The following is a 19820-nucleotide window of genomic DNA, read 5'->3' as shown; positions in this document are numbered from 1 at the left end:
CGGCGGCCCTCGACCATCGTGTAGAGGACCGGGATCAGGACCAGGGTGAGCAGGGTGGAGGTGACGAGGCCGCCGATGACGACGACGGCCAGCGGGGTGGAGATGAACCCGCCCTCACCGGTGATGCCCAGCGCCATCGGCAGGAGCGCGAAGATGGTCGCCAGGGCGGTCATCAGGATCGGGCGCAGCCGGCGCTGACCGCCCTCCACGACCGCCTCGGCGACGCTCATGCCCCGCTCGCGGTACTGGTTGACCAGGTCCATCAGCACGATGGCGTTGGTGACGACGATGCCGATCAGCATCAGGATGCCGATGAGCGCGGCGACGCCCAGCGGCGTGCCGGTGACCAGCAGCAGGGCGAACGCGCCGACGAACGCGAACGGGATCGACACCAGCAGGATCAGCGTCTGGCGGATGCTGCGGAACACGCCCACCAGCGCGCCGCCGCCGATGACGTCGGCGTGGGCAGCGCCCGGCAGAGGCCGGCCAGTTGTCTGCCGGCGGCGAGGACGGTGCCGTCGGGGCGGACGAGGGCTGCCCGTGCGCGGCCACCGGCCAGCCATCGGTGCAGTTCGCTGCCCGGTGGGGCGTCGACGACGACCGCGCCCCGGCGGGTCAGCTCGGCCCGTTGCCCGGCCGAGGGCTCGATGGAGGTGACGATCGCGAACCGGCCCGCCGCCACGTCGTCGAAGCGGAGGTGGCCGTCGAGGACGGCGTTCGGGCACAGGCCACCCGCGACGCCCCGGCCAAGCCGTGGCCGCAGCACCAGGGCGGACCGGCGCAGCGGGGGTGTCTCACTGTCCGTGGCGAGGCGCTGGAGGCGGGGTACGAGGTGCAGGCGGGGCGCCAGCACGCGGCGGACCAGGTCCCCCACCCGGCCGCCGGCCGTCATGGCGGTGCCGACCAGCTTCGCCAGCCTGATCATGGCGCGGGCGTGCTGCCCGCGTTCGATCTCGTAGGTGTCGAGGACGCTGTCGGGCAGGCTCCCGTCGAGCACGCCGGCGAGTTTCCAGGCGAGGTTCATGGCGTCGCGCAGCCCGGCGCCCATGCCCTGGCCGATGAACGGTGGGGTGAGGTGGGCGGCGTCGCCGAGCAGGAAGATCCGCCTATCCCGCCACCGGTCGGCGACCTGGGCGCGGAAGGTGTAGTCGGCCACCCGGACGACCGTCAGCTCCGCGAGGGGGACGTTGCCCGTCCACGGCGCGATCAGCGGGTGCAGCCGGGTCGGGTCCCGGAAGTCGTCGGCGGTCTCGCCCGGTGCCAGCAGGAACTCCCAGCGGTAGCGGGTCCGGCCGATCCGCATGTACGTGCCGGCGCGGGCCGGGTCGCAGAGCTGGTGCACCCCCTCCCAGTGGTCGAGGGCGGCCTCGGTGGCCACGTCGACGACGAGCCAGCGTTGGGTGAACCCGAGGTCGTGCATGCCGGCGCCGATCGCGGCCCGGGTCAGCCCGTTGGCGCCGTCGCAGCCCAGGACGTAGGCCGCCCGGATGACGTCGGGCGCGCCGGTGACCCTGTCGGTGACGCTCACCCACACGCCGTCGGCGTCCTGGTCCAGCGCGGTGACCTCGGAGTCGCCGCGCAGGGTGGCGCTGCCGTGCCTGCCGAGGTTGGCGCGCAGGATCGCCTCCAGTTCCGGCTGGTCGAACAGGCTCCCCTGCGGATAGCCGTGCCGGCCCGGTGTCACGTCGCGGGGGAACTCGGCCAGCACCCGCAGGCTCCGGTCCACCAGGCGCAGGCCCCGGTGTGGCCGGGAGATGGCCGCGAACTCCTCCCGCAGGCCCAGGCGGGCGAGGATGCGGTGCACCTCGTCGTCGAGGGCGACCGCGCGGGGCAGCGGATAGACCGACTCCCACCGCTCGAGCACCAGGCACTCCACGCCGTACTGGGCGAGCAGCGTCGCGGCCGCGAGCCCGGAGGGACCCGCGCCGACGATGACGACCGGAACACTGGTCACCGTGCCACCAGCCTCATGAGACGACCGCCAATCGCCACTCGATGGCATAACGACCCAGGACCGCCCTGACCGCCTCCTCCGGGACGGAGGAATGCACCGTCACGGTGGCCACGATGGAACCGCCCTCGATCATGGCCGCGACGTCCCGCACCCCGGCGATCCGGTCGAGCGCGGCGCGGAGCTCCTCGCGGGCGGCGTCGCGGCGCAGAGCGAGCTTGTAGAGCTTACCCACGGCGGTGACGGGCAACTGGTCGAGGACCGTCACGGACCTGGGCGCGGCGGTGCGGTCGGGCACCCGTTCGCTCGCCCAGACGCGCAGCTCGTCCGCGGTCACGGTGGCGCCGGGCGCGAGGGTGACGTACGCGACCGGCACCTCCCCGGCGTGCACGTCGGGGCGTCCGACGGCGCTGGCCGCCGCGACCTGCGGGTGGGTCAGGAGGGCGTCCTCGATGACGGCGGGATCGATGTTGTGGCCGCCGCGGATGATCAGGTCCTTGGCCCGGCCGGCGAGGTGGACGAAGCCGTCCTCGTCGAGGTGGGCGAGGTCGCCGGTGTCGAGCCAGCCGTCGACCAGCTTGCCGAGCCCGTCCAGGACGGGCCCGTTCTCGTCGCGGTCGACGACGTAGCCGGGGAAGACGGTCGGCCCGCTGATGGCCAGCACACCGGTCTCGCCGACGGGTCGCTCCGCCCACGTGCCGTCCGGGGCGACGACCCGCACCCGCTGGTAGGGCAGCCGCTGCCCGACCGAGCCGGGTCGCGGCGCGTCGGGGAAGCTGCGCGTGCTCGCGCAGGTCGCCTCGGTCAGCCCGTAGCCCTCGACCAGGGGTGTCCCGGTGCGGGTCTGGAAGCCGTCCCGGACCGCGGCGGGCAGCGGCGACGCACCCACCATCGGCAACCGCAGGCTGCTGATGTCGTCGTCGACCGGGAGCTGAGCCAGTACGGCGTACACGGTGGGCACCGCGCTCATGGCGGCGATCCGGTAGTGCCTGACGATCTTCCAGAACACGCCGAACAGTGCCTCGTCGCGGTAGCCCGACGGACCGGCCCACACCACGGGCTGGCCCTTGAACAGCGGTGCGAGCAGGGTGACGACGAGGGCGTTGACATGGAACAGCGGAAGCGCCGCGAACACCACGCTCTCCTCGTCGAACCCGGAGCCGGCCGCCAGCATCCACGCGTCGCAGACCTCGTTCGCGTGCGTGTGCGCGGCCAGCTTCGGGGCGCCGGTGGTGCCGCCGGTGTGGAACATCGCGGCCAGGTCGGCGGCTCGGGGCAGCTCGCCGGCGAAGGCTGCCGGGTTCTTCGGCGCGGCAAGGTCGCCGAGGTAGCCGACGCGCACGCCCTCGATGGTCGGCAGCGGCCGGGGCGTTCCCTTCGCCCCGGTGGGCCGCAGCACCAGGATCGCGTCGAGCAGACCGGTGCGGGCGAGGGCCTGCGCGGTGTCCCACCCGTCCGGCCACAGTTCGGGCCCGGCCGTGACCAGCACACGGGCGCCGGAACGGCGCAGGAGTTCGGCGAGGTGCGACCGGGACAGGCCGCCGCCCAGCGGCGCCGCGATGCCGGCGAGCTGCCCGGCCAGCGTCGCGGTGAGCAGCTCGGCGCAGTTGGGTGACAGCAGCGCGACCGCGTCGCCCCGCCGCACGCCCAGGTCGTGGAACAGGTTCGCCACCCGGTGGACGTCGGCCAGGAGTTCGGCGAAGGTACGCCGCAGCGGATCCCGCCAGCGGGCGGCGTCCGGCAGGACGCTGACGGCCGTCCGATCCGGCCAGTTCGTCGCCGCTCGGGCCAGCAGCGCGTACGTCGTCTCGGGCAGGCCCCGCGCCGCCAGCGGCACGGCCTCGATCGCCGCCAGGTCGTCGGGCGCGGCGTAGTCCGGCCACAGCAGGTCCCCCGTCATCGGACCCACCGCACGACCGTGCGCTGCCGGCCCAGGTCGATCGCGCCGTCGTCGGTGGCGATGGCGGCCTCGACGACGTCGCCGTCGGCGAGGTACCTGGGGTTGCGGGCCTGACCCTTGAAGAACATCCGCCACTTGACCGTGGGCGGCAGCAGCGAGGCGATGATCTCGACCGGCTTCGGCGGTGCGCTCAGGGCCGTCCCGACGGGTGTGCCGGTCAGCAGCAGGTCGCCGGCGTCGAGCCGCTGGAAACGGGTCAGCGCCTGCAGCGCCCGGACCGGTGGGTAGATCATGTCGGCGGCCGTCATGTCCTGCCGGAGTTCGCCATTGACCCACAGCCTCAGCCGCAGGTCGGTGAATCGCTTGAGCTCGTCGGCGTCGAGCAGCGCCAGCACCGGACCGACCGGGGTGAACGTCGGGTAGGACTTGGCCTCGTAGAACTGGGTCTTGGGCAGCTGGACATCGCGGGCCGAGACGTCGTTGGTCACCACCACCCCCGCGACGTGGTCGGCGAGGTTGTCGTCGGTGACGACGGTGCCGACCGGCATGGCGCGGCCGACGACCAACCCGATCTCGACCTCGTAGTCCAGCAACGTCACGTGGCCGGGGCGGACCACGTCGGCGTACGGGCCGGAGATCGAGCCCGAGGTCTTCCGGAAGAACGTCAGCGGGACGGTCTCCGGGTTGCCGTTCGTGTCCCTGACATGCGAGACGAAGTTCGTCATCTGGGCGACGACGCGGCAGGGCACCGTCACCGGGGAGACCAGTTCGAGGTCCTCCACCGCGACGGTGTCGCCGCTCGCCGCGGCCGCGCGGATCGCGGGCCGGTCGGCCAGGAGTTCGCCGGTGGTGGTGGCGCTGGTGGGCACCCGGGCGGCGCCGGTCGGGGTGAGCACCCACCAGGCGTCGGCGGTGCGCAGGACGGAGGTGCTCATGAGGTCACCGCTTTCATCAGGCCACGGAGGCGGTGGAGGTCGAACTCGTTGTCGGCGCGCAGCGCGCCGACGACCGCGCGCAGCTCGCGAAGTGCTTCCCGGCCGGGTTTCACGCCGAGGAAGTCGGTGGTGGCGGGTGGACCCCACTGGGCGAGCCCGGAGGCGGTCATCGGCGCCCAGCCCGGCTCGAGCGTGCAGTCGAACAGGTCGCCGTCGGTGAAGTGCTCGACGAGGAAGCCGTCGGGGTCGCGCCAGTAGTCGAAGATCTGGCTGCCCTGGATGTGCCGGCCGATCCCCCAGGACCGTCGGTAGCCCCGGTCGAGCAGGTGCTCCCCACCCGCCGCGAGCGAGTCGAGATCGGGCACCTGGTAGGCCGAGTGCACGTACCGGTTGGCCGGGCCGAGGGTCATCGCGAGCGTGTGGTGGTCGGTGGGGGTGCTGCCGCGGTCGCAGCGGATGAAGCTCATCACGGGGCCGCGCTCACGCTGCCCGGGTTGGTAGAGGAAGTCGCTGACGATCAGGCCGAGGTGCTCCAGGTACCAGTCGAGGGTCGCGACGTACTTCGTCGTCTGCAGCACGACATGACCCAGCCGCTGCACCCCGGCAGGCTCGCGTGGCGGCCGCTGGGTGGCGTTCACCCGCGTCACGTCGTGCCCGACGTTGAACGCCGGCGGCTGCCGGGCGGGCAGCGCGGGAAGCTCGTGGGTGTCCGCGACCACGCGGACCCGCGTCCCGTTCGGGTCGGTCAGGTCCACCGTCACCCCGCCCAGGCTCTCCGGCAGCCGGGTGATCGTCCTCCCGGTCGCCTCCGCGAGCCGCAGCACGTCCTGCCCGTCGGCGGCCCGGAAGGCGGGACCGAGGAACCGCGAGCGGGGGCCCCGGCGGATGAGCACGCAGGGGGAGCCAGCGTCGGCGCCCCGCAGGTGCACCTCGTCGGCGGTGCGCAGTGCGGTGGTGAAGCCGAAGGCCCGGGCGAACGCCTCGGCCCGGTCGAGATCGGGCTTCTGGAACTCGAGCCAGGCGAGGTCGTGCACCTTCACGGTCGGGTTGCGGGCCCGGCCCGGGTGTTCGCCCGGCAGCGCGCCCTGCTCGCTGTGCAGGCCGGTGTGCGGGTCGTGGTGCTCGATCATGTCCCCACCTCCTCCAAGTTGACGAAATCGTCACTTACGAGAGTAGCGTCAGTCAAGGGCAGATGACGATTTCGTCAGCACTGAGTTCCGGCTGGGTTAAGGTGGTCACGGACCGACCCGGGAGAGGTGAGCACGCCAACATGGCTCAGCAGACCGAGCAGGCGCCCAACCGCCTGCAACGGCGCAAGGCGCACACCCGCTCGGCGCTCGTACGCGCCGCACAGACCTTCATCGCCGCCGGCAAGCCGAACGTGCCGATCCTCGAACTCACCCGGGCCGCCGACGTGGGGATGGGGTCGTTCTACAACCACTTCGACAGCCGCGAACAGCTCATCGAGGCGGCGGTCGAGGACGCCCTCGACCGCTACGGCGCCCTGCTCGACGAGGTGACGGTGGGCCTGGACGACCCGGCCCACGTCTTCGCGCAGAGCTTCCGGCTGACGGGGCGCCTGCACCGCCGGCAGCCCGAGCTGAGCAGGGTCCTGCTCAGCTCGGGCCTGACGCTGGCCGGCTCGGACAAGGGCCTCGCACCGCGGGCCCGGCGCGACATCGCCGCCGGCGTCCGTGCCGGCCGGTTCAGCGTGCGCGACCCGGAGCTGGCGATGGTGACCGTGGCCGGCGCCGCGCTGGCCCTCGGGCAGCTGCTGCACGACCATCCGGAGCGCGACGACGCCGCAGCCGCCGACCAGGTCGCCGAGGACCTGCTGCGCCTGCTCGGCCTACCGCCCGACGAGGCCCACGAGGTCTGCCGACGCCCGCTGCCCGACCTCGGCGGGGCGGCGTCGGGTCACGGGGTGAAGCTGGCGTAGTAGGACGCCCCCATGTCCTGCCCGCCGTGTCCCTGCGCCGCCGCGCGCCGGAACCGCTCCGCGCCGGCGGCCACGACGTCGAGGCGTACGCCGTGGTCCGCGCCCGCCGCGACGATCAGCCGCGCGTCCTTCTCCGCGGTCTCCACCGCGAAGCTCGCCGGCGACAGCCGGCCCTGCCGCACGAGGTCGGCCTTGGCGTGCAGGTAGCCCATGTCGAGCGGGCCGCCCCCGATCACCTCGAAGAAGCGGTCCGGGTCGACGCCAAGCGCCCCGGCCAACGCGAGCAGCTCCGCCGCGCCGTGCGTCACCGTGAGCACCCAACTTACCTGGATCGAACGTACCTACCACCGCCGACGACGCCAACGATCCCTGTCCCGGTTGACCCCAATCGAGTACGAGACCATCATGACCCCACCGGCCAGTCAGGCCGCGTGACTGAAACTGTCACCTATGGGTGCAGCAGACCCGATCGGCGTCCGCCTGGCAGGGTGAGCCTGTCCATGTCGGCCAGACCCGCCCCGCCTCTGCGGTAGCTACGCCAAGCGCACCGTGTCTCCCTTCTCCCGCAACAGGATCAGGCACTGATCCGCGTCGAGGTCGACCGGACGCAGCGCCAGCGCCCCGCCCGCCCCGCCGGCACGCGGTCTCGGTATACAGCCGCAGCAGCAGACTGTCCAACGCCGGATCGTCACCGGTGCTGGCGGCCACCGCGTTGATCTCCGCCAGCCGGGTGTCCGCCACCGCCCGCCGGGTGCTCGGCAACCGCCGTGGTTTGGCCACCTTCAACGCCGGATTGTCCGCCGCCGTGACGAACCCGTCGGCGACCGCCCGCTTGTACAGACACCGCAACGCCGCGATCAGATGCTCCGCCGCACTACGCCCGCCACGGGCGTTACGCCGGGCCACCACATGCTTCTTGACGTACTCCGCCAACTGCTCGATCTCCGACGGGGACGGCTCGTCCAGCCGTCGCTGTCCCCAGTGCTCCACGACCCGGTTCCAGTACGAGCCGTACGCCCGCCTGGTGCCCGCGGTGACCGCCGCCGACACGACCGGAACGTACTCGGCGAACGTCGGCGCCGGTGGCCGCGCGGACGCCGCCTCCACAAGATCAGCAGGCGAGATGCCCATCCGTGCCAGCAACAACCGCGCCGCGTCCAACTCGGCCCGCCCCGCCGTGGTGTCGCTCATGCGCCGTCACCACCGAGGACCACCAGGTGGGCCTGGGCGATCATCGCGTCCAGCGCGGCCGGAGGGTGCACCACGAGCCGGGAGGTTTCCGGCTCGGCCGCCAGGAACACCCGGTCACCGGCGGCGAGCCCACACCACTGCCGGACCACGGCCGGCAACCGCAGGTGCCCCTCCCTGGTCACGGCGAACACGCCCCGCTCGTCGGCGGCCACGATGACCAACCCGCCGTGTTCCCGGATGTCGAGGCGACGGCCCGGAGCCCAGCCCAGAGCCCTCATCACCGTCCGGTCGGCCATCCGTCCATGACAATCCAGCGTCACCAGGCCATAGACCGTACGCGCAACACGGCGGGGGTCCGCGAGCCTCGCCAACGGCAGAGGCGGTCGCCTGGCGACTCCCGTGGAGGATCTTCCGCTACCGGCACTCACCTGGCCGGGCAGAGCCACAGCCGGAACGACAGCGGAAGCAGCGACAGTAGTCACGATGCCCACCGCCCCGTAAGCGGGGCCACCAGGGGCTCACAGAGAGTAAGCGAGGGTGGTTGAAGCCGCTCAACCACCGCTCCGCACAACGTCGCATGAATGCTACGCGGGAGTGTCCGAGGATTGACACGAACCGATGCCCAACTTGGATTGGGTCTGGTCGGCGTCATCCCGCTCAGCTGAGCTCAGCCTACTGGACTGGAGCGGGGCTCGAGCCATCGGCCCGAGCCCCGTCTCGAACCCAGGAAGGTCTTCTCGACGGTGATCGCTGGCAGGTCGGTTGACCTCGCGGCTGTGTCGGGTCGCGCAGCCCATCGGGGTGGCCTGCGTGTCTGGTGTGATGTAGCGGTGGGGGTGCAGGGCGACAGCGAGTTGACGGTGCTGGTGGATCGGTTGCGGCGGGATCGTCGCCGTGATCCGTTCTCGGGCCGGGACGCCTACTCGCGTACGGCGCGGGAGGTCGCTGACTGCTGCGAGGAGTTGATCGAGGCGGGTGAGGCGTCGGTCGCGGTGCCGGTGCTACGCAAGGCGGTCGATCGGATGACGAGCGCCCTGATGTACATGGACAGCTCCTCGGGCGTGCTCGGCAACGACCTCGCGTACCTGATGGAGGTCTACGCCCGGGCGTGTCGGGCCGCGCCGCCACAGCCGGCAGGGTTGGCGGCGTGGCTGGTGAAGCTGGTGTGTGACGGCCCGGGCTGGCCGGACGTGGTGCTGCGCGAGTGGGCTCCGGCGCTGGGGCCGAAAGGCCTCGCCGAGGTCACGCGGTTGGTCGACGAGCGTGCCGCCGCCGTGACCGAGCCCGATGACTGGCATCGGCAGTGGGCGGTGCGGTACCTGCGGGAGCAGATCGCTGAGGTCTCCGGCGACACCGACCGCTACGTACAGGTCCTGGCGGAGCATCTGGTCAGCGCCGACCAGTACGGGCGGATCGCCACGGTGTTGGCGCAGGCGCAGCGCCCCGCCGAGGCGATCGGCTGGGCCCGACGCGGACTCGCCGATCACCCGTTGGGTCATCAGGCGGTGGCGCTACGGGACCTGCTCGTCCGGCTGTTGATCGAGACCGGTGACCCGGAGGCGGCGGTGGCCGAGCGCCGGACGGCGTTCGACGTCCAGCCGACGATCGACAACTTCCGGTCACTGCTGGCCACGGTGGCCGACACCGGCCGGGACGCCGCGCACACCGAGGCGGCGTTGACGGTGGTACGCGAGCGTGCCACAGGGCAGGCGGGATATCTGCCCCACTTGATCGACGTGCTGATTCTCGCCGGTCGTGACGACGAGGCCTGGCACACCGGGCTCGCGCGCTGGGACGAAGTTCCTGCCCGGCAGCGCGTCGAACTGGTGGAGTTGCGGCGGCGGACCCACCCGGCCGAGGTACGCGAGCCCTACCAGGCGCTCATCGACGCCCAACTGCTGGACTCCTACGACAAACGCCGCTACGACAAGACGATCACGCTGCTGTCCCGCCTGCGCGAGGCGTACGAGGCCACCGGCGAGAGCACCCGATTCGACGCGTACCTGGAGACGTTGCGCGCAGAACACTGCCGCCGACCGACGTTCCTGGCCAAGCTCGACGCCGCCCGCTTCCAGTCCGGCCGATAGGGTATGCCGGTGGCAGTCCGCATCGACGTCGAAGCCTTTCGTGATTCGATCCCCACCGCCGTGGGTGAGACAGCGGCGCGGCTGCTGACCGACGGAGGCGTCGGTGAGTTGGAGTCCGCCGGCGGCGGTGTCCAGGCCCTGGTACGCGACCACGACGCCACCTTCCAACCCTGGGTCGGCATCGTCGACAGGATCTTCACCGGAGACTGCGACTGCGGGACCACCGGAGACGACCTGTGCGCACACGCCGTCGCGACAGCATTGACCGCGTTCCACGCGGGCGCCACCTTCTCCGGCGCCGCCACCCCGCCCGGCGCCGCTCCCGTCACGCCCGAGCACGCCCGCTACCTTCAGGCCGTGCAGCGGCTGTCACCCCGCCAACTGACGGACCTGGTGGCGGGGCACGCGATCCGGGACCGCCTCTTCGCCACCCTGCTGCTGAGCGAGGCCGGCATGCTCAACGCCGACACCTCCGGCCTCGCCCACTTCCGCACCGCAGTCGAGGACGCGTCGACCGTGACCACCAGCAGCAGGTGGCAGATCTCCGACGTGGAAACCGCAGGGCACCACCTGGCCGCCGAAGTCGAGATCCTCTGCGCCCACCCCGCGACCCCTGCCGCACTCGACCTGGTCGAGGAGGCCATCGTCGTCTGGGACGACCTGTCCGGACATCTCCGCGACGCCTACCACATCACCCGCACCGAACCGCAGGAGATCGCCGAACCGCTCGTCGGCGCGCACCGTAACCTGTGCGAACGCCTCGACCTCACCTCGGACGAGATCGCCCAGCGACTCAACCGGCTCCTCGAACGCTGCCACTACGACACCGTGGACGTCGACATCTACGCCGATCTCCTCACTGAGCACGCCGTAGGAATGGCTGGTACGGCCGGTTGCTGAGCATCGCGCGCGGAGGTACCCCCGCGCGATGCTCGTGCCGCCCGCCGCAGGACAGGGCAACGCCGCCCGGGAAGTGGCTTGACCAAACGGAGTCGTTAAAGCCCTGTTAGCTGGGCTTGACCGGGAGTAATAGGCGTAGACAAAGTGTCCTCAGTCGATTGCTTGGGTTTCGATGGCCACGGTGGAGCCGGTGGCTGTCTTACGGACGTAGAGGCGGGATGGAATCCGCCGACGTAGTTCCGCGACGTGGCTGACCAGTCCGACGGTACGGCCACCTGAGCGCAGGCCGTCGAGGGCGTCGAGTACCTGGTCGAGTGCTTCTTGGTCGAGAGTCCCGAAGCCTTCGTCGACGAAGAGGCTGCCGAGTTGGGTGCCGCCGGCCTCAGCCAGGACGACGTCGCTGAGGCCGAGCGCCAGGCACAGCGAGACCAGAAAGGTTTCCCCGCCGGAGAGGGTGGCCGGGCGGCGTTCCTGGCCGGTCCAGGCGTCGATGACGGACAAGCCGAGCCCATTGCGGCCGGCGCGGCGGCCGGTGTCCGACTCGGTGACATGGCGCAGCAGGTAGCGGTTGTGGGTGACCTGCCCGAGTCGGGTGTTCGCCGCCGTGACGACGTGCCGGAACCGGTGGGTCAGCACATAGGTGGAGAGGGTTATCCGGGTACCGCTGTCGCTGCTCTTGCCCTCGACGAGTTGGGCGAGGCGGTTGGCGATCTCGTACTCGGCGCGGATGGGTCTCCACTGAGCGAGGGCGTTGACCAGATCCGGGCCCAGCTGCTTCAGCCGGTCGTGTTGCTCGACGGCGAGGCCATGCTGGGCGTGCAGCTCGGTGGCCCGCAGTCGGGCGGCTTGGTAGGTCTGTTCGCTGCCCTCAACGTCCGGTGATGGTTGGTGTGCGGCGGCGAGTAGGGTGGGGTCCTGTGCTCGTCCTGCGGCCTGGTGGTACTCGCCGTCGAAAGCGTCGATACGCTCCTGCAGGTCGACGATCTCGGGGTCGGTCAGGGCTGCGGCCCGCGCTGCCATGGTGTCGGTGAACTCCGACAGGTGCAGGTGGTGCTGCGCCTCCCGGTGTGCGTCGGCGAGTTCCCTTCCTGCCTGTAGCCACTGCCCCAGGTTGGTCGCTGCGGTCCTGATTTCGGCGAGTTCCCCGGTCAGGCGGGTCACCCGCACCCGCAGGGTCTTGTCCTGGCCGCGGACGGCGTCGATGGTCTCGTCGAGTTCGGTGATCTGCGCGGTCAGGGCGGCCTGCTGGGCGTTCGCCACCGCTTCGTCGCGGCCGATGTCGGCGGCTTCGCGGTGCTGATCGGCCAGCATCACGTCGAGGGTTTCCAGGTGGGCGCCGAGTTCGTCGGCCAGTTTCGTCGCCTCGGTCGCCGCCCGCACCGCCTTGCGTGCCTCGGTGACCGTCGACCTCGCATGTGCTGCGGTCAGGTCACCGACCGTCTCGGTGACTTCGTTGAGCTGGGCGTTGATGCGCTCGACGGTGATCTCGGCGCTGCGACGTTCGTCGAGCAGTTCGCCCGCCTCCGTTTTGGCGTGGTCCTCGTCGGCGGCGGAGACGGCGTCGGCGGCTGCCTGAGCGGGTTCGGGGTGTTCCGGGGAGCCACAGACCCCGCAGGGCTGACCGGGCCGCAGTTCACCAGCGAGCTCCGCGGCCATGCCGGCCAGCCGACGCTGCCGTACGTCGAGGTGCCGGGCCTCGGCGGCTTGGTGGCGGTCGACGGCAGTACGCCGTTCCTCCTCGGCGGTCGTAAGCCGCGCGGTGAGGTCGTCGCGGCGCTTGCACGCCTTGGCCTGCTTCTGCGCCTCGTCCAGCCGCAGCTCGGCGGCCTCCCGGTCGGCGGCCACCGCCAGGGCCTGCTCGCGCCGGCCAGTGATCTCGGCATGCTCGGCCGGCAGCTCGACCAGGCGGGCGTTGACCTTCTCGCTTCGGCTGGCCAGATCTTCGAGCTTCTTGCCGACCGCCGTCCGCTGCCCTCGCAGCGTGGTCCGTCGCGCCTCGCTGTCGATTGCGGCCTCGGCGGCACGCAGCTGCGTGGTGCGGGTCTGTTCCGCCCGGGTCAGCGCGTCGACGTCGAGGTCGGCCACGTCGACGGCCTCCCCGCCATTGGGGACAGTCAGCGCGATACGGTCCGGCAGCACCGCCACGTCAGCGGGCAGCGAGGCGAGGTGTTCGATCGTCGTGCGGCGGAGCAGGTCGAGGTCGGTGTGCCGCCGGTCGACCTGGTCGAGGTACGGCTTCAGCGTCGCTGCCGCACGGGCGGAGTCGAGCTGGCGCTTCCAGCGGTCACGCTCCGGCTTGCGTGTCGTCAGCTCATCGCGCTGCTGCACCGCCGCCTGGTACTCCCGTTGCTGCCTGGCGAGGGTCGCGGCGGCCTGCCGAACCTGGTCGAGGCGCTGCTCCTCCGCCGTACCCACGGCCATGTTCTGGGCCAGGGCCTCCACCAGGTCAGCGGCCCGGTTTCGGTGCACGGCGGCCCAGGCGTCCAGCTCACTCAAGGTGTCAGGCTTGTCGAGATCGGCGGGCACCTCGACCTTGACCACCTCGGCGAAGCGCTGCGTCAGGTCGCGGATCGTGCCGAGGGCCGCGCGTTCCTGCTGGCCGAGTTGCGTCCGGTGCTCCGCCAGCCATCCCTCGGCGCGAGTGAAGATCTCGATGTCGAAGAGGCGCCGCAGGAGCCCCTGCCGGTCGTCGGCAGACGCCTGCAGGAACCTGGCGAACCCGCCCTGGGGCAGCAGGACCACCTGGCAGAACTGCTGGACGTCAAGGCCGGTCTCCGCCCTGATCAGGTCGGCGGCTTCCCGGTGCTCCCTGGTGACGAACTCGATCCGGTCCGGGAGCTGTTCGACGATCTCGACAAGAGCCTGTTGCCGGGTGGTCCCGCTGCCGCGCCTACGGGGACGCATCCACTCCGGGCTGCGGCTGATCAACAGCCGTCGGTTGGTCAGGGTGACGTCCAGTTCGACCCGGGGGCCGACACCAACGGCGGCATGCTGCGAGTGCAGCGACTTGGCATCGTCCCGGAAACCGGGCACGGACCCGTACAGGGCGAAGCAGATCCCGTCCAGGATCGTCGTCTTCCCCGCACCGGTGTCCCCGTGGATCAGGAACAGGCCGTCGGCCGTGAGCGCCTCGAAGTCCACGCTCACCGTGTGAGGAAACGGCCCGAAGGCGGTCATGGTCAGCCGGTGCAGTCGCATCAGCGGGTCACCTCCACCCGGCGCAGCTCGTCGAAGGTCCGCTGCAGCAGCGCGACCTCGTCGTTGTCCGCCGGCCGACCACGCACCTCGGTCACGAAGTCCAGCGCCACCTCCACCGGTGACAGCCGATCCAGATCGGCGAGATCCCGGCCGCCCACCTCGACGGCCAGGCTCGGCACCACGAGCTTCAGCAGATGTGGGAACCGACGCTTGAGCCGCTCGTGCGGCGACAACGGACGCACCGCATCGGTCAACGTCGCCTCGACCCAACACTGCTCATACGCGCTGTAGGCAGGGCTGTTCAACAATTCCTCCACGGTGCCGGTGAGCCGGGCCATCCGCCTCGGCACCGGAGCAGGAACCTCCTCCACACCACGCAGCCCATCGACACCAAAATCCACCAGATAGGACGACTTGACGTGCGCGGCCTCGGAAAAGCTAAAGGCAAGCGGTGAACCGCTGTACCGCAACCCGTCGGTCAGACGCTGACGCCCGTGCAAGTGACCCAACGCCACATAGTCGACGCCCTCGAACACCGCACCGGGCACATGGTGCACTCCACCCACGCTGATGTCCCGCTCAGTGTCACAACCCTGACCGCCGGACACGAAGGCGTGCGCCATGACGACGGACCGATAGCCGGGACGAAGGGCCAAATCCGACCGAACCCTACCCATCGCGGCACGCAGCGCCGCCGCGTGACTCCGATCCTCGACCCCCCAGGAGGCAACCACCGACGCCGGTTCGAGGAACGGCACCGGGTAGCAAGCGACCCTCGCGTCCTCGTCTTCCAGCAGCACCGGCGTACCCACCGCACCCGTGCCCACCCGCACGTGCACACCGGCCCGCTCCAGCAACCGGGAACTGACACCCAACCGCGCCGGCGAATCATGGTTCCCGGCGATGACGACCACCTTGGTCCCCGCCTCCAGCACGAGCCGGGTCTGCGCCTGATCCCACAGACCGACCGCGTCCGGCGGCGGCACCGCCCGGTCGTAGAGATCACCCGCGATGAGCACCGCATCGACCCGCTCGCTCCGAGCGACCTCGACGAGATGGTCGATGAACGCCTGATGCGCGTCGTGCAGGCTGATGCCGTGCAGTTGACGGCCCAGATGCCAGTCCGAGGTGTGAAGAAAACGCACGAGCCGAGACGCTAGAACATCCATTGACCGCTGAACATCACCCCAGCCGACCACACTTCCGGACGAAGATCGGGTGTGTCCCGGCAGTCCGTACGGGAAACCTTTGCTATGGAATGGCTGGAGGAGCGGCGGGTGGTCCTCTTGGCACCGTCGGCGCCGCTGGCCTTGGAGGGCCTCGTGCCATACCGCCACAGCCGACCGGTCGCACTGTCTCACACTTCGGCGAGGACACCTCGGGTGAAGGGTCGTCCGGTGTGGGCCATGCGGTGATCTACCCCACTTCGGTGGAGAGAGGACTCCACCAAGTTCAGGCGGGGATACCGACACACGGCCGACAATGGCACCGCGCCAGGCGAGTAATAGCCTCGACCCCTCCTCCGCGCCGACGGGTGTGGTGAGTGGCCGAGTCCAACGAACCACCACATCGTTGTCCATCCATATCGAGGGATGCCCGTAGGCCTCGGTGTGGGAGGTCCTGATGCAGTACACGACGGAACTCGACGGCCCTGACCTGCTCGGCTGGTGGATGCGGCAGCCGACCCGGCGGGGCCGCCCTCGGACGCGGTACCAGGCAACATCAAAGCCGCTGGGTGTCCGGTTCGCGTTCTACGGCCGGATGTCGACGCGGGAGTTCCAGGACCGGTTGTCGTCGGCGCGGTGGCAACGCGACTTCGCCGAGGACGTGATCGACGGCCGGGGCGTAATCGTCGCCGAGTTCTTCGATGTCGGCGAGTCCCGTCAGGTGCCCTGGACGCGTCGCCCGCAAGCCGCACGATTGCTGGCAGCTCTCGCGGACCCTGGCCGGGGGTTCGATGCGGTGGTCGTGGGCGAGTTCGAGCGGGCCTTCTACGGCAACCAGTTCCGCGACCTCGCGCCGCTGTTCAACCTATACAGCGTGCAGCTGTGGCTGCCCGAACTCAACGGACCGGTCGACGCCAGCAACGAGTTCCACCTGTCGCTGCTGGCCCTGCTCGGCGTGCACTCGAAACGAGAGGTCCAACGCTCCCGGTTTCGGGCCAAGGCGGCGATGCGCGCCCAGGTGGTCGAGCAAGGCCGTCATCTCGGTGGCTGGCCGCCCTACGGCTACCGGCTGGCAGACGCGGGCCCGCACCCGAACCGGGCACACGCCAAATGGGGACGCATGGCCCACCGGCTGGAACCCGACCTGTCCACGGCACCGCATGTGCAGTGGATGTTCACCCAGCGCCTCGCCGGCCGCAGCGTCGCCGGGATCGCCCGCGACCTCAACGACCGGCATGTCCCATGCCCGTCCCGCGTCGATCCCGGCCGCAACCCGCACCGCAGCGGCACGGGATGGACACTACGCACGGTGGCGGCAATCCTCGCCAACCCTCGCTACACCGGCCGGCAGGTCTGGAACCGGCAGCACACCGACCGCGGCCCGCTCGACGCCGCCGATGATCTCCTCGGCCAGTCGGAGGCACGCCGCTGGAACCTGCTGCAGCAGTGGGTGATTTCCCGGGACATCGCGCACCCGCCGCTGATCAGCGAGCACGACTTCGTCGCCGCCCAACAGGCCAACGCCCTGCCCGCACCGGCTGACGGCTCAAGCGGGCGCTACCTGCTCACCGGGCTGATCCGCTGCCAGGAATGCGGACGGATCCTCGACGCCCACTGGGTCAACAAGCACGCCGCCTACCGCTGCCGCCACGGCCACCGCAGCGCCTCAACAGGTGACGCGCCCCGGCCGCGCAACGTATACATCCACGAAGCCAAAGCGATCACACAACTCGCCGAATGGATCGGCATCCCGGCCGCCGACCCCCACACGGTCACCGACGCGCTACTCGAACACAAGCTCCACATCACCTGCGCGATCGGCGGGACACTGACCATTACAAAGATCTCCGAGGCGGCCACCGCGCATCGACTACCCACGATCCCGCACCAGCGCAGGACAGCAGAAACCCCCACCGAGACGCTTCATCTACCGTGAAGACAACCCGTGGGGGTTAACGTGTCCGAGGGGGGACTTGAACCCCCACGCCCTATACGGGCACTAGCACCTCAAGCTAGCGCGTCTGCCATTCCGCCACCCGGACCTGCTCGCCCAGCCTACCGTGTCGACCAGAGGTGACTTCGCCACCCTCCGGCCGCCCCGGTGGGCCGCACGGGGGCTTACTTTACACGGCGCACGTGGATCATGCACATCACCCTGTGGCCGCGACGTCCGCCCAGCTCAGAGGCGGCGACGGCCGGCCTTGAGGTCGCCTGGGAACGATCATGGCCGACCCGGCGGGTGGCGTCGGGACGCCCTCTCCGGGCAGCATGGCTGACGTGTCACAGCCCTCTCCCCTGGCCGCACTCCAGCACCGGGCGCTCGCGCTACGCGCCGCCGGCGACGTCGCGGGTGCCTGCCGGCTGTTGGCCGACGCGATCGACCCGCTGAGGGCCAGCTTCGGCGAGGACCATCCGGAGGTCCTGGGCACCGCCCACCTGCTGGCCCGCCTGCATCGCGAGGCCGACGACCCGGCCGCCACGCGACGCGTACTGGAGGAGGCCCTCGCGGCCGGCGAACGCCGGTGGCATCCGGCGGACCCGCTGATGCTCGCGTTCTCCTTCGACCTCGCCTCGGTCGCCGAGGAGCTGGGCAACCGGCACGAGGCCCGCCGCCACTACTCGCGGGTGGCCGAGGCCGGTCCCGCCGTGCTCGGTGCGGACCACCCGGCGGTGCAGGCGGCCCGGCACTACCTCGGGGGCGCGGGGGCGGGCACGACGCCGCCTCTTCCTCCCGTTCCTCCCCCGCCACGCTATCCGACCACACCGCCGGTGCCGCCGGCGTTCCCGCGTCAGCCGCCACCGCCGCCGCTGCCGGTTTCCGCCCCGCCACGGCAGCCGCCACCGCCTCCGCCCCGGATCCCGGCGCCGTCCCGGTCGCCGGAGTCCGCCGCGCCCGCCACCACCCGGCACGGGTCGGAGCCGCCGCACCCGGCGACAGTGCCGGGGGTGCCGCCAGCGCCGCCGGTGGCCGCGCCCCCGGCGGCTGCGACGAAGCCCGCTTCCGGCACCGACGCGCCGCCGCAACAGCCGGTCTCGCCGTGGGCTCCGCAGGTGGCACCGCCGGCACCACGGATCCCGGCTCCCCCACGGCCGGGGCCCGGGGGGCAGGGCGGGCCGGTGCCGCAGCCGCCGCCCGTTCCGACGCGCGGTTGGGACGAGCCGACCATCCAGGTACGGCAGATCGACCCCCTGCTGCGGGAGGAGGCTGCCCGGCAGGAGGCCATCCGGGCGGCGACCGGACCGGGCGGCGACAGCTCGCCGGCACTGGCGATCGGGGCGGGCCCTTCCGTGGGCGCTCCGCCGGGCGGCGGGCCCGTGAGCGGCGTACCCGCCAGCGCCCCACCGTTGGGCGCCACACGGGACGATGGCCGACCGGCCGGCGACACTCCGGTCAGTGGGAGCCCGGTCAGCGGCGCCCCGATCAGTGGGAGCCCGATCAGTGGGAGCCCGGTCAGCGGGTCCCCCGTGCCGCCGTGGGGCATGACCGCACCGCCCTGGAGCGGGGTCTCGCCGCCGCGGTCGCCGGCCGAACCGGTCGGCGCGGAGCCCACCGCCCGGGACGACGCTGAGCCCACCGAACCGATCGGAGCTGAGCCCACCGCACCGGGCTGGGCGGGCCACCCGCCCGACGAGAGCACGGACCAGCCGGGGCCGCGCGGCCAGGGCCATGGGGCAGCGCAGCCGGACGTGCCCGTGCCGCCACCGGCACCAGACCGCCGCCCGGCGGCCCGACCCCACCAGCCGCCGTGGCCCGGTCAGGGAGCGGTCGAGCCGGGACCGGTCGGCCACGGGCACGCACCGGTCGAGCACAGGCCGGTCGAGCACGGGCCGGTCGCACAGGGGTGGGACGGGCAGTCGGGGCAGGGCGGGCCGGCGTGGCCCGAGCGGGGCGGCGGGGAAGCCGACGACGGTTACCCTTCCCCGCGCGAGGCGTGGCAGACGACGTACCCCCAGGAGGAACAGGCCGGGCGCGGCCGGCTGATGGTCGTCGTGGCCGTGGTGGTGGCCCTGGTCGTGCTCGTGGTCATGGTCGGCGTCGCGGTGCTGGTGCTCGGCCGCGACGGGGCGCCGCCGCCAACGCAGGCGACGCCGCCGTCGGCGGCGGCCGGGCCGACGGTGGACGGACCGCCGCCGGGTGACCTGAAGCTGCGCGACGACAGCAGCACGATCACCCTGACCTGGACGGACCCGTCGGCCGGCGCGGTGCCGTTCATGGTGGCCGGCGGCCGGGCCGGGCAGAAGCTGGGGGTGATGGCCACGGTGGACCCGGGGCAGACCAGCTACACGGTGAACGGGCTGAACGCCCGGGTGGACTACTGCTTCACGGTGCTCGCCGTGTACTCGACCGACGCGTTCGCCACGTCCGGGCAGGTGTGCACGCAGCGGGAGCGGACCGCCACGCCGCGCTGATCGACCGTCCACTTGGCATGCACGCTGGGTGCGCAGGGGCCGACGGTGCGGGTTTCCCCTGTCTCAGGGTGGCCATATGATGGCACCCGGCTCACGGGAGGGTCGCCAGTGGACGGCGGTCACCTGCCACGACGACACGGGGA

The 19820-nt window shown here is 71.5% G+C and carries 14 protein-coding genes, 1 tRNA gene and 1 pseudogene; 5 read left to right on the top strand and 11 right to left on the bottom strand.

Going from position 1 to position 19820, the window contains the following annotated elements:
* The 5 genes and pseudogenes from GA0070558_RS12665 to GA0070558_RS12645 all read right to left on the bottom strand — a co-directional run.
* A pseudogene (locus GA0070558_RS12665) lies at positions 1 to 437 on the bottom strand (efflux RND transporter permease subunit); the annotation flags it as partial.
* On the bottom strand, positions 401 to 1954 hold the full coding sequence (mhpA, locus tag GA0070558_RS12660) for a bifunctional 3-(3-hydroxy-phenyl)propionate/3-hydroxycinnamic acid hydroxylase MhpA (RefSeq protein ID WP_218106988.1): 1554 nt from the start codon (positions 1952 to 1954) through the stop codon (positions 401 to 403). The gene mhpA and the pseudogene GA0070558_RS12665, both read right to left, overlap by 37 nt.
* Positions 1955 to 1967: 13 nt before the next feature.
* On the bottom strand, positions 1968 to 3851 hold the full coding sequence (locus tag GA0070558_RS12655) for an acyl-CoA synthetase (RefSeq protein ID WP_091278941.1): 1884 nt from the start codon (positions 3849 to 3851) through the stop codon (positions 1968 to 1970).
* Positions 3848 to 4786, bottom strand: coding sequence for a fumarylacetoacetate hydrolase family protein (locus GA0070558_RS12650; protein WP_091278852.1), 939 nt, complete (start codon positions 4784 to 4786; stop codon positions 3848 to 3850). The genes GA0070558_RS12655 and GA0070558_RS12650 overlap by 4 nt, the downstream gene beginning before the upstream one ends.
* The gene (locus GA0070558_RS12645; RefSeq protein ID WP_091278848.1) at positions 4783 to 5916 is read right to left on the bottom strand and encodes a VOC family protein; all 1134 of its coding nucleotides are present in this window, start codon (positions 5914 to 5916) and stop codon (positions 4783 to 4785) included. Before GA0070558_RS12645 ends, GA0070558_RS12650 begins: the two co-directional genes overlap by 4 nt.
* 140 nt (positions 5917 to 6056) lie before the next feature.
* On the opposite strand from GA0070558_RS12645, the gene GA0070558_RS12640 reads away from it, so the two are divergent.
* Positions 6057 to 6725, top strand: a complete 669-nt coding sequence (locus tag GA0070558_RS12640; protein WP_091278843.1) for a TetR/AcrR family transcriptional regulator — start codon at positions 6057 to 6059, stop codon at positions 6723 to 6725.
* On the opposite strand, the gene GA0070558_RS12635 is transcribed toward GA0070558_RS12640, so the two are convergent.
* The 3 genes from GA0070558_RS12635 to GA0070558_RS12620 all read right to left on the bottom strand — a co-directional run bounded on the left by GA0070558_RS12635 (position 6704) and on the right by GA0070558_RS12620 (position 8212).
* On the bottom strand, positions 6704 to 7042 hold the full coding sequence (locus GA0070558_RS12635; protein WP_439709589.1) for an NAD-binding protein: 339 nt from the start codon (positions 7040 to 7042) through the stop codon (positions 6704 to 6706). The genes GA0070558_RS12640 and GA0070558_RS12635 overlap by 22 nt on opposite strands.
* A gap of 127 nt (positions 7043 to 7169) precedes the next feature.
* On the bottom strand, positions 7170 to 7916 hold the full coding sequence (locus GA0070558_RS33835) for a site-specific integrase (RefSeq protein ID WP_256091901.1): 747 nt from the start codon (positions 7914 to 7916) through the stop codon (positions 7170 to 7172).
* Positions 7913 to 8212 carry an AbrB/MazE/SpoVT family DNA-binding domain-containing protein gene (locus GA0070558_RS12620; protein ID WP_256091900.1) on the bottom strand — a complete coding sequence of 100 codons (300 nt, stop codon included), beginning with the start codon at positions 8210 to 8212 and terminating at the stop codon, positions 7913 to 7915. The genes GA0070558_RS33835 and GA0070558_RS12620 overlap by 4 nt, the downstream gene beginning before the upstream one ends.
* A 534-nt stretch (positions 8213 to 8746) precedes the next feature.
* Between GA0070558_RS12620 and GA0070558_RS12615 the strand changes: the two genes are divergently transcribed.
* Positions 8747 to 10003 carry a DUF6880 family protein gene (locus GA0070558_RS12615; protein ID WP_218106987.1) on the top strand — a complete coding sequence of 419 codons (1257 nt, stop codon included), beginning with the start codon at positions 8747 to 8749 and terminating at the stop codon, positions 10001 to 10003.
* 9 nt (positions 10004 to 10012) lie between these two features.
* Complete coding sequence (locus tag GA0070558_RS34275; protein WP_256091899.1) at positions 10013 to 10903, top strand: hypothetical protein; 891 nt, start codon at positions 10013 to 10015, stop codon at positions 10901 to 10903.
* 150 nt (positions 10904 to 11053) lie between these two features.
* Here the strand turns inward: GA0070558_RS34275 and GA0070558_RS12605 are convergent, their stop codons facing one another.
* Together GA0070558_RS12605 and GA0070558_RS12600 are read right to left on the bottom strand one after the other, a co-directional pair.
* Positions 11054 to 14101 carry an AAA family ATPase gene (locus GA0070558_RS12605; RefSeq protein ID WP_091278838.1) on the bottom strand — a complete coding sequence of 1016 codons (3048 nt, stop codon included), beginning with the start codon at positions 14099 to 14101 and terminating at the stop codon, positions 11054 to 11056.
* Positions 14101 to 15246 (bottom strand): exonuclease SbcCD subunit D, encoded by a 1146-nt coding sequence (locus GA0070558_RS12600; RefSeq protein ID WP_091278834.1) that lies wholly within the window; start codon positions 15244 to 15246, stop codon positions 14101 to 14103. Before GA0070558_RS12600 ends, GA0070558_RS12605 begins: the two co-directional genes overlap by 1 nt.
* 478 nt (positions 15247 to 15724) lie before the next feature.
* Here GA0070558_RS12600 and GA0070558_RS12595 point away from each other — a divergent pair, with 478 nt between their 5' ends.
* Positions 15725 to 17203, top strand: coding sequence for a recombinase family protein (locus tag GA0070558_RS12595; RefSeq protein WP_091278928.1), 1479 nt, complete (start codon positions 15725 to 15727; stop codon positions 17201 to 17203).
* A 22-nt stretch (positions 17204 to 17225) separates the two neighbouring features.
* Here the strand turns inward: GA0070558_RS12595 and GA0070558_RS12590 are convergent.
* Positions 17226 to 17309: transfer RNA gene (locus GA0070558_RS12590), tRNA-Leu, on the bottom strand.
* A gap of 235 nt (positions 17310 to 17544) precedes the next feature.
* Here GA0070558_RS12590 and GA0070558_RS32810 point away from each other — a divergent pair.
* Complete coding sequence (locus GA0070558_RS32810; RefSeq protein ID WP_176734195.1) at positions 17545 to 19677, top strand: fibronectin type III domain-containing protein; 2133 nt, start codon at positions 17545 to 17547, stop codon at positions 19675 to 19677.
* Positions 19678 to 19820: the final 143 nt, after the last annotated feature.

Origin of the sequence: Micromonospora haikouensis (assembly GCF_900091595.1) — a bacterium.
GTDB classification, from domain to species: domain Bacteria; phylum Actinomycetota; class Actinomycetes; order Mycobacteriales; family Micromonosporaceae; genus Micromonospora; species Micromonospora haikouensis.
This window is presented reverse-complemented; position numbering and strand designations above follow the sequence as displayed.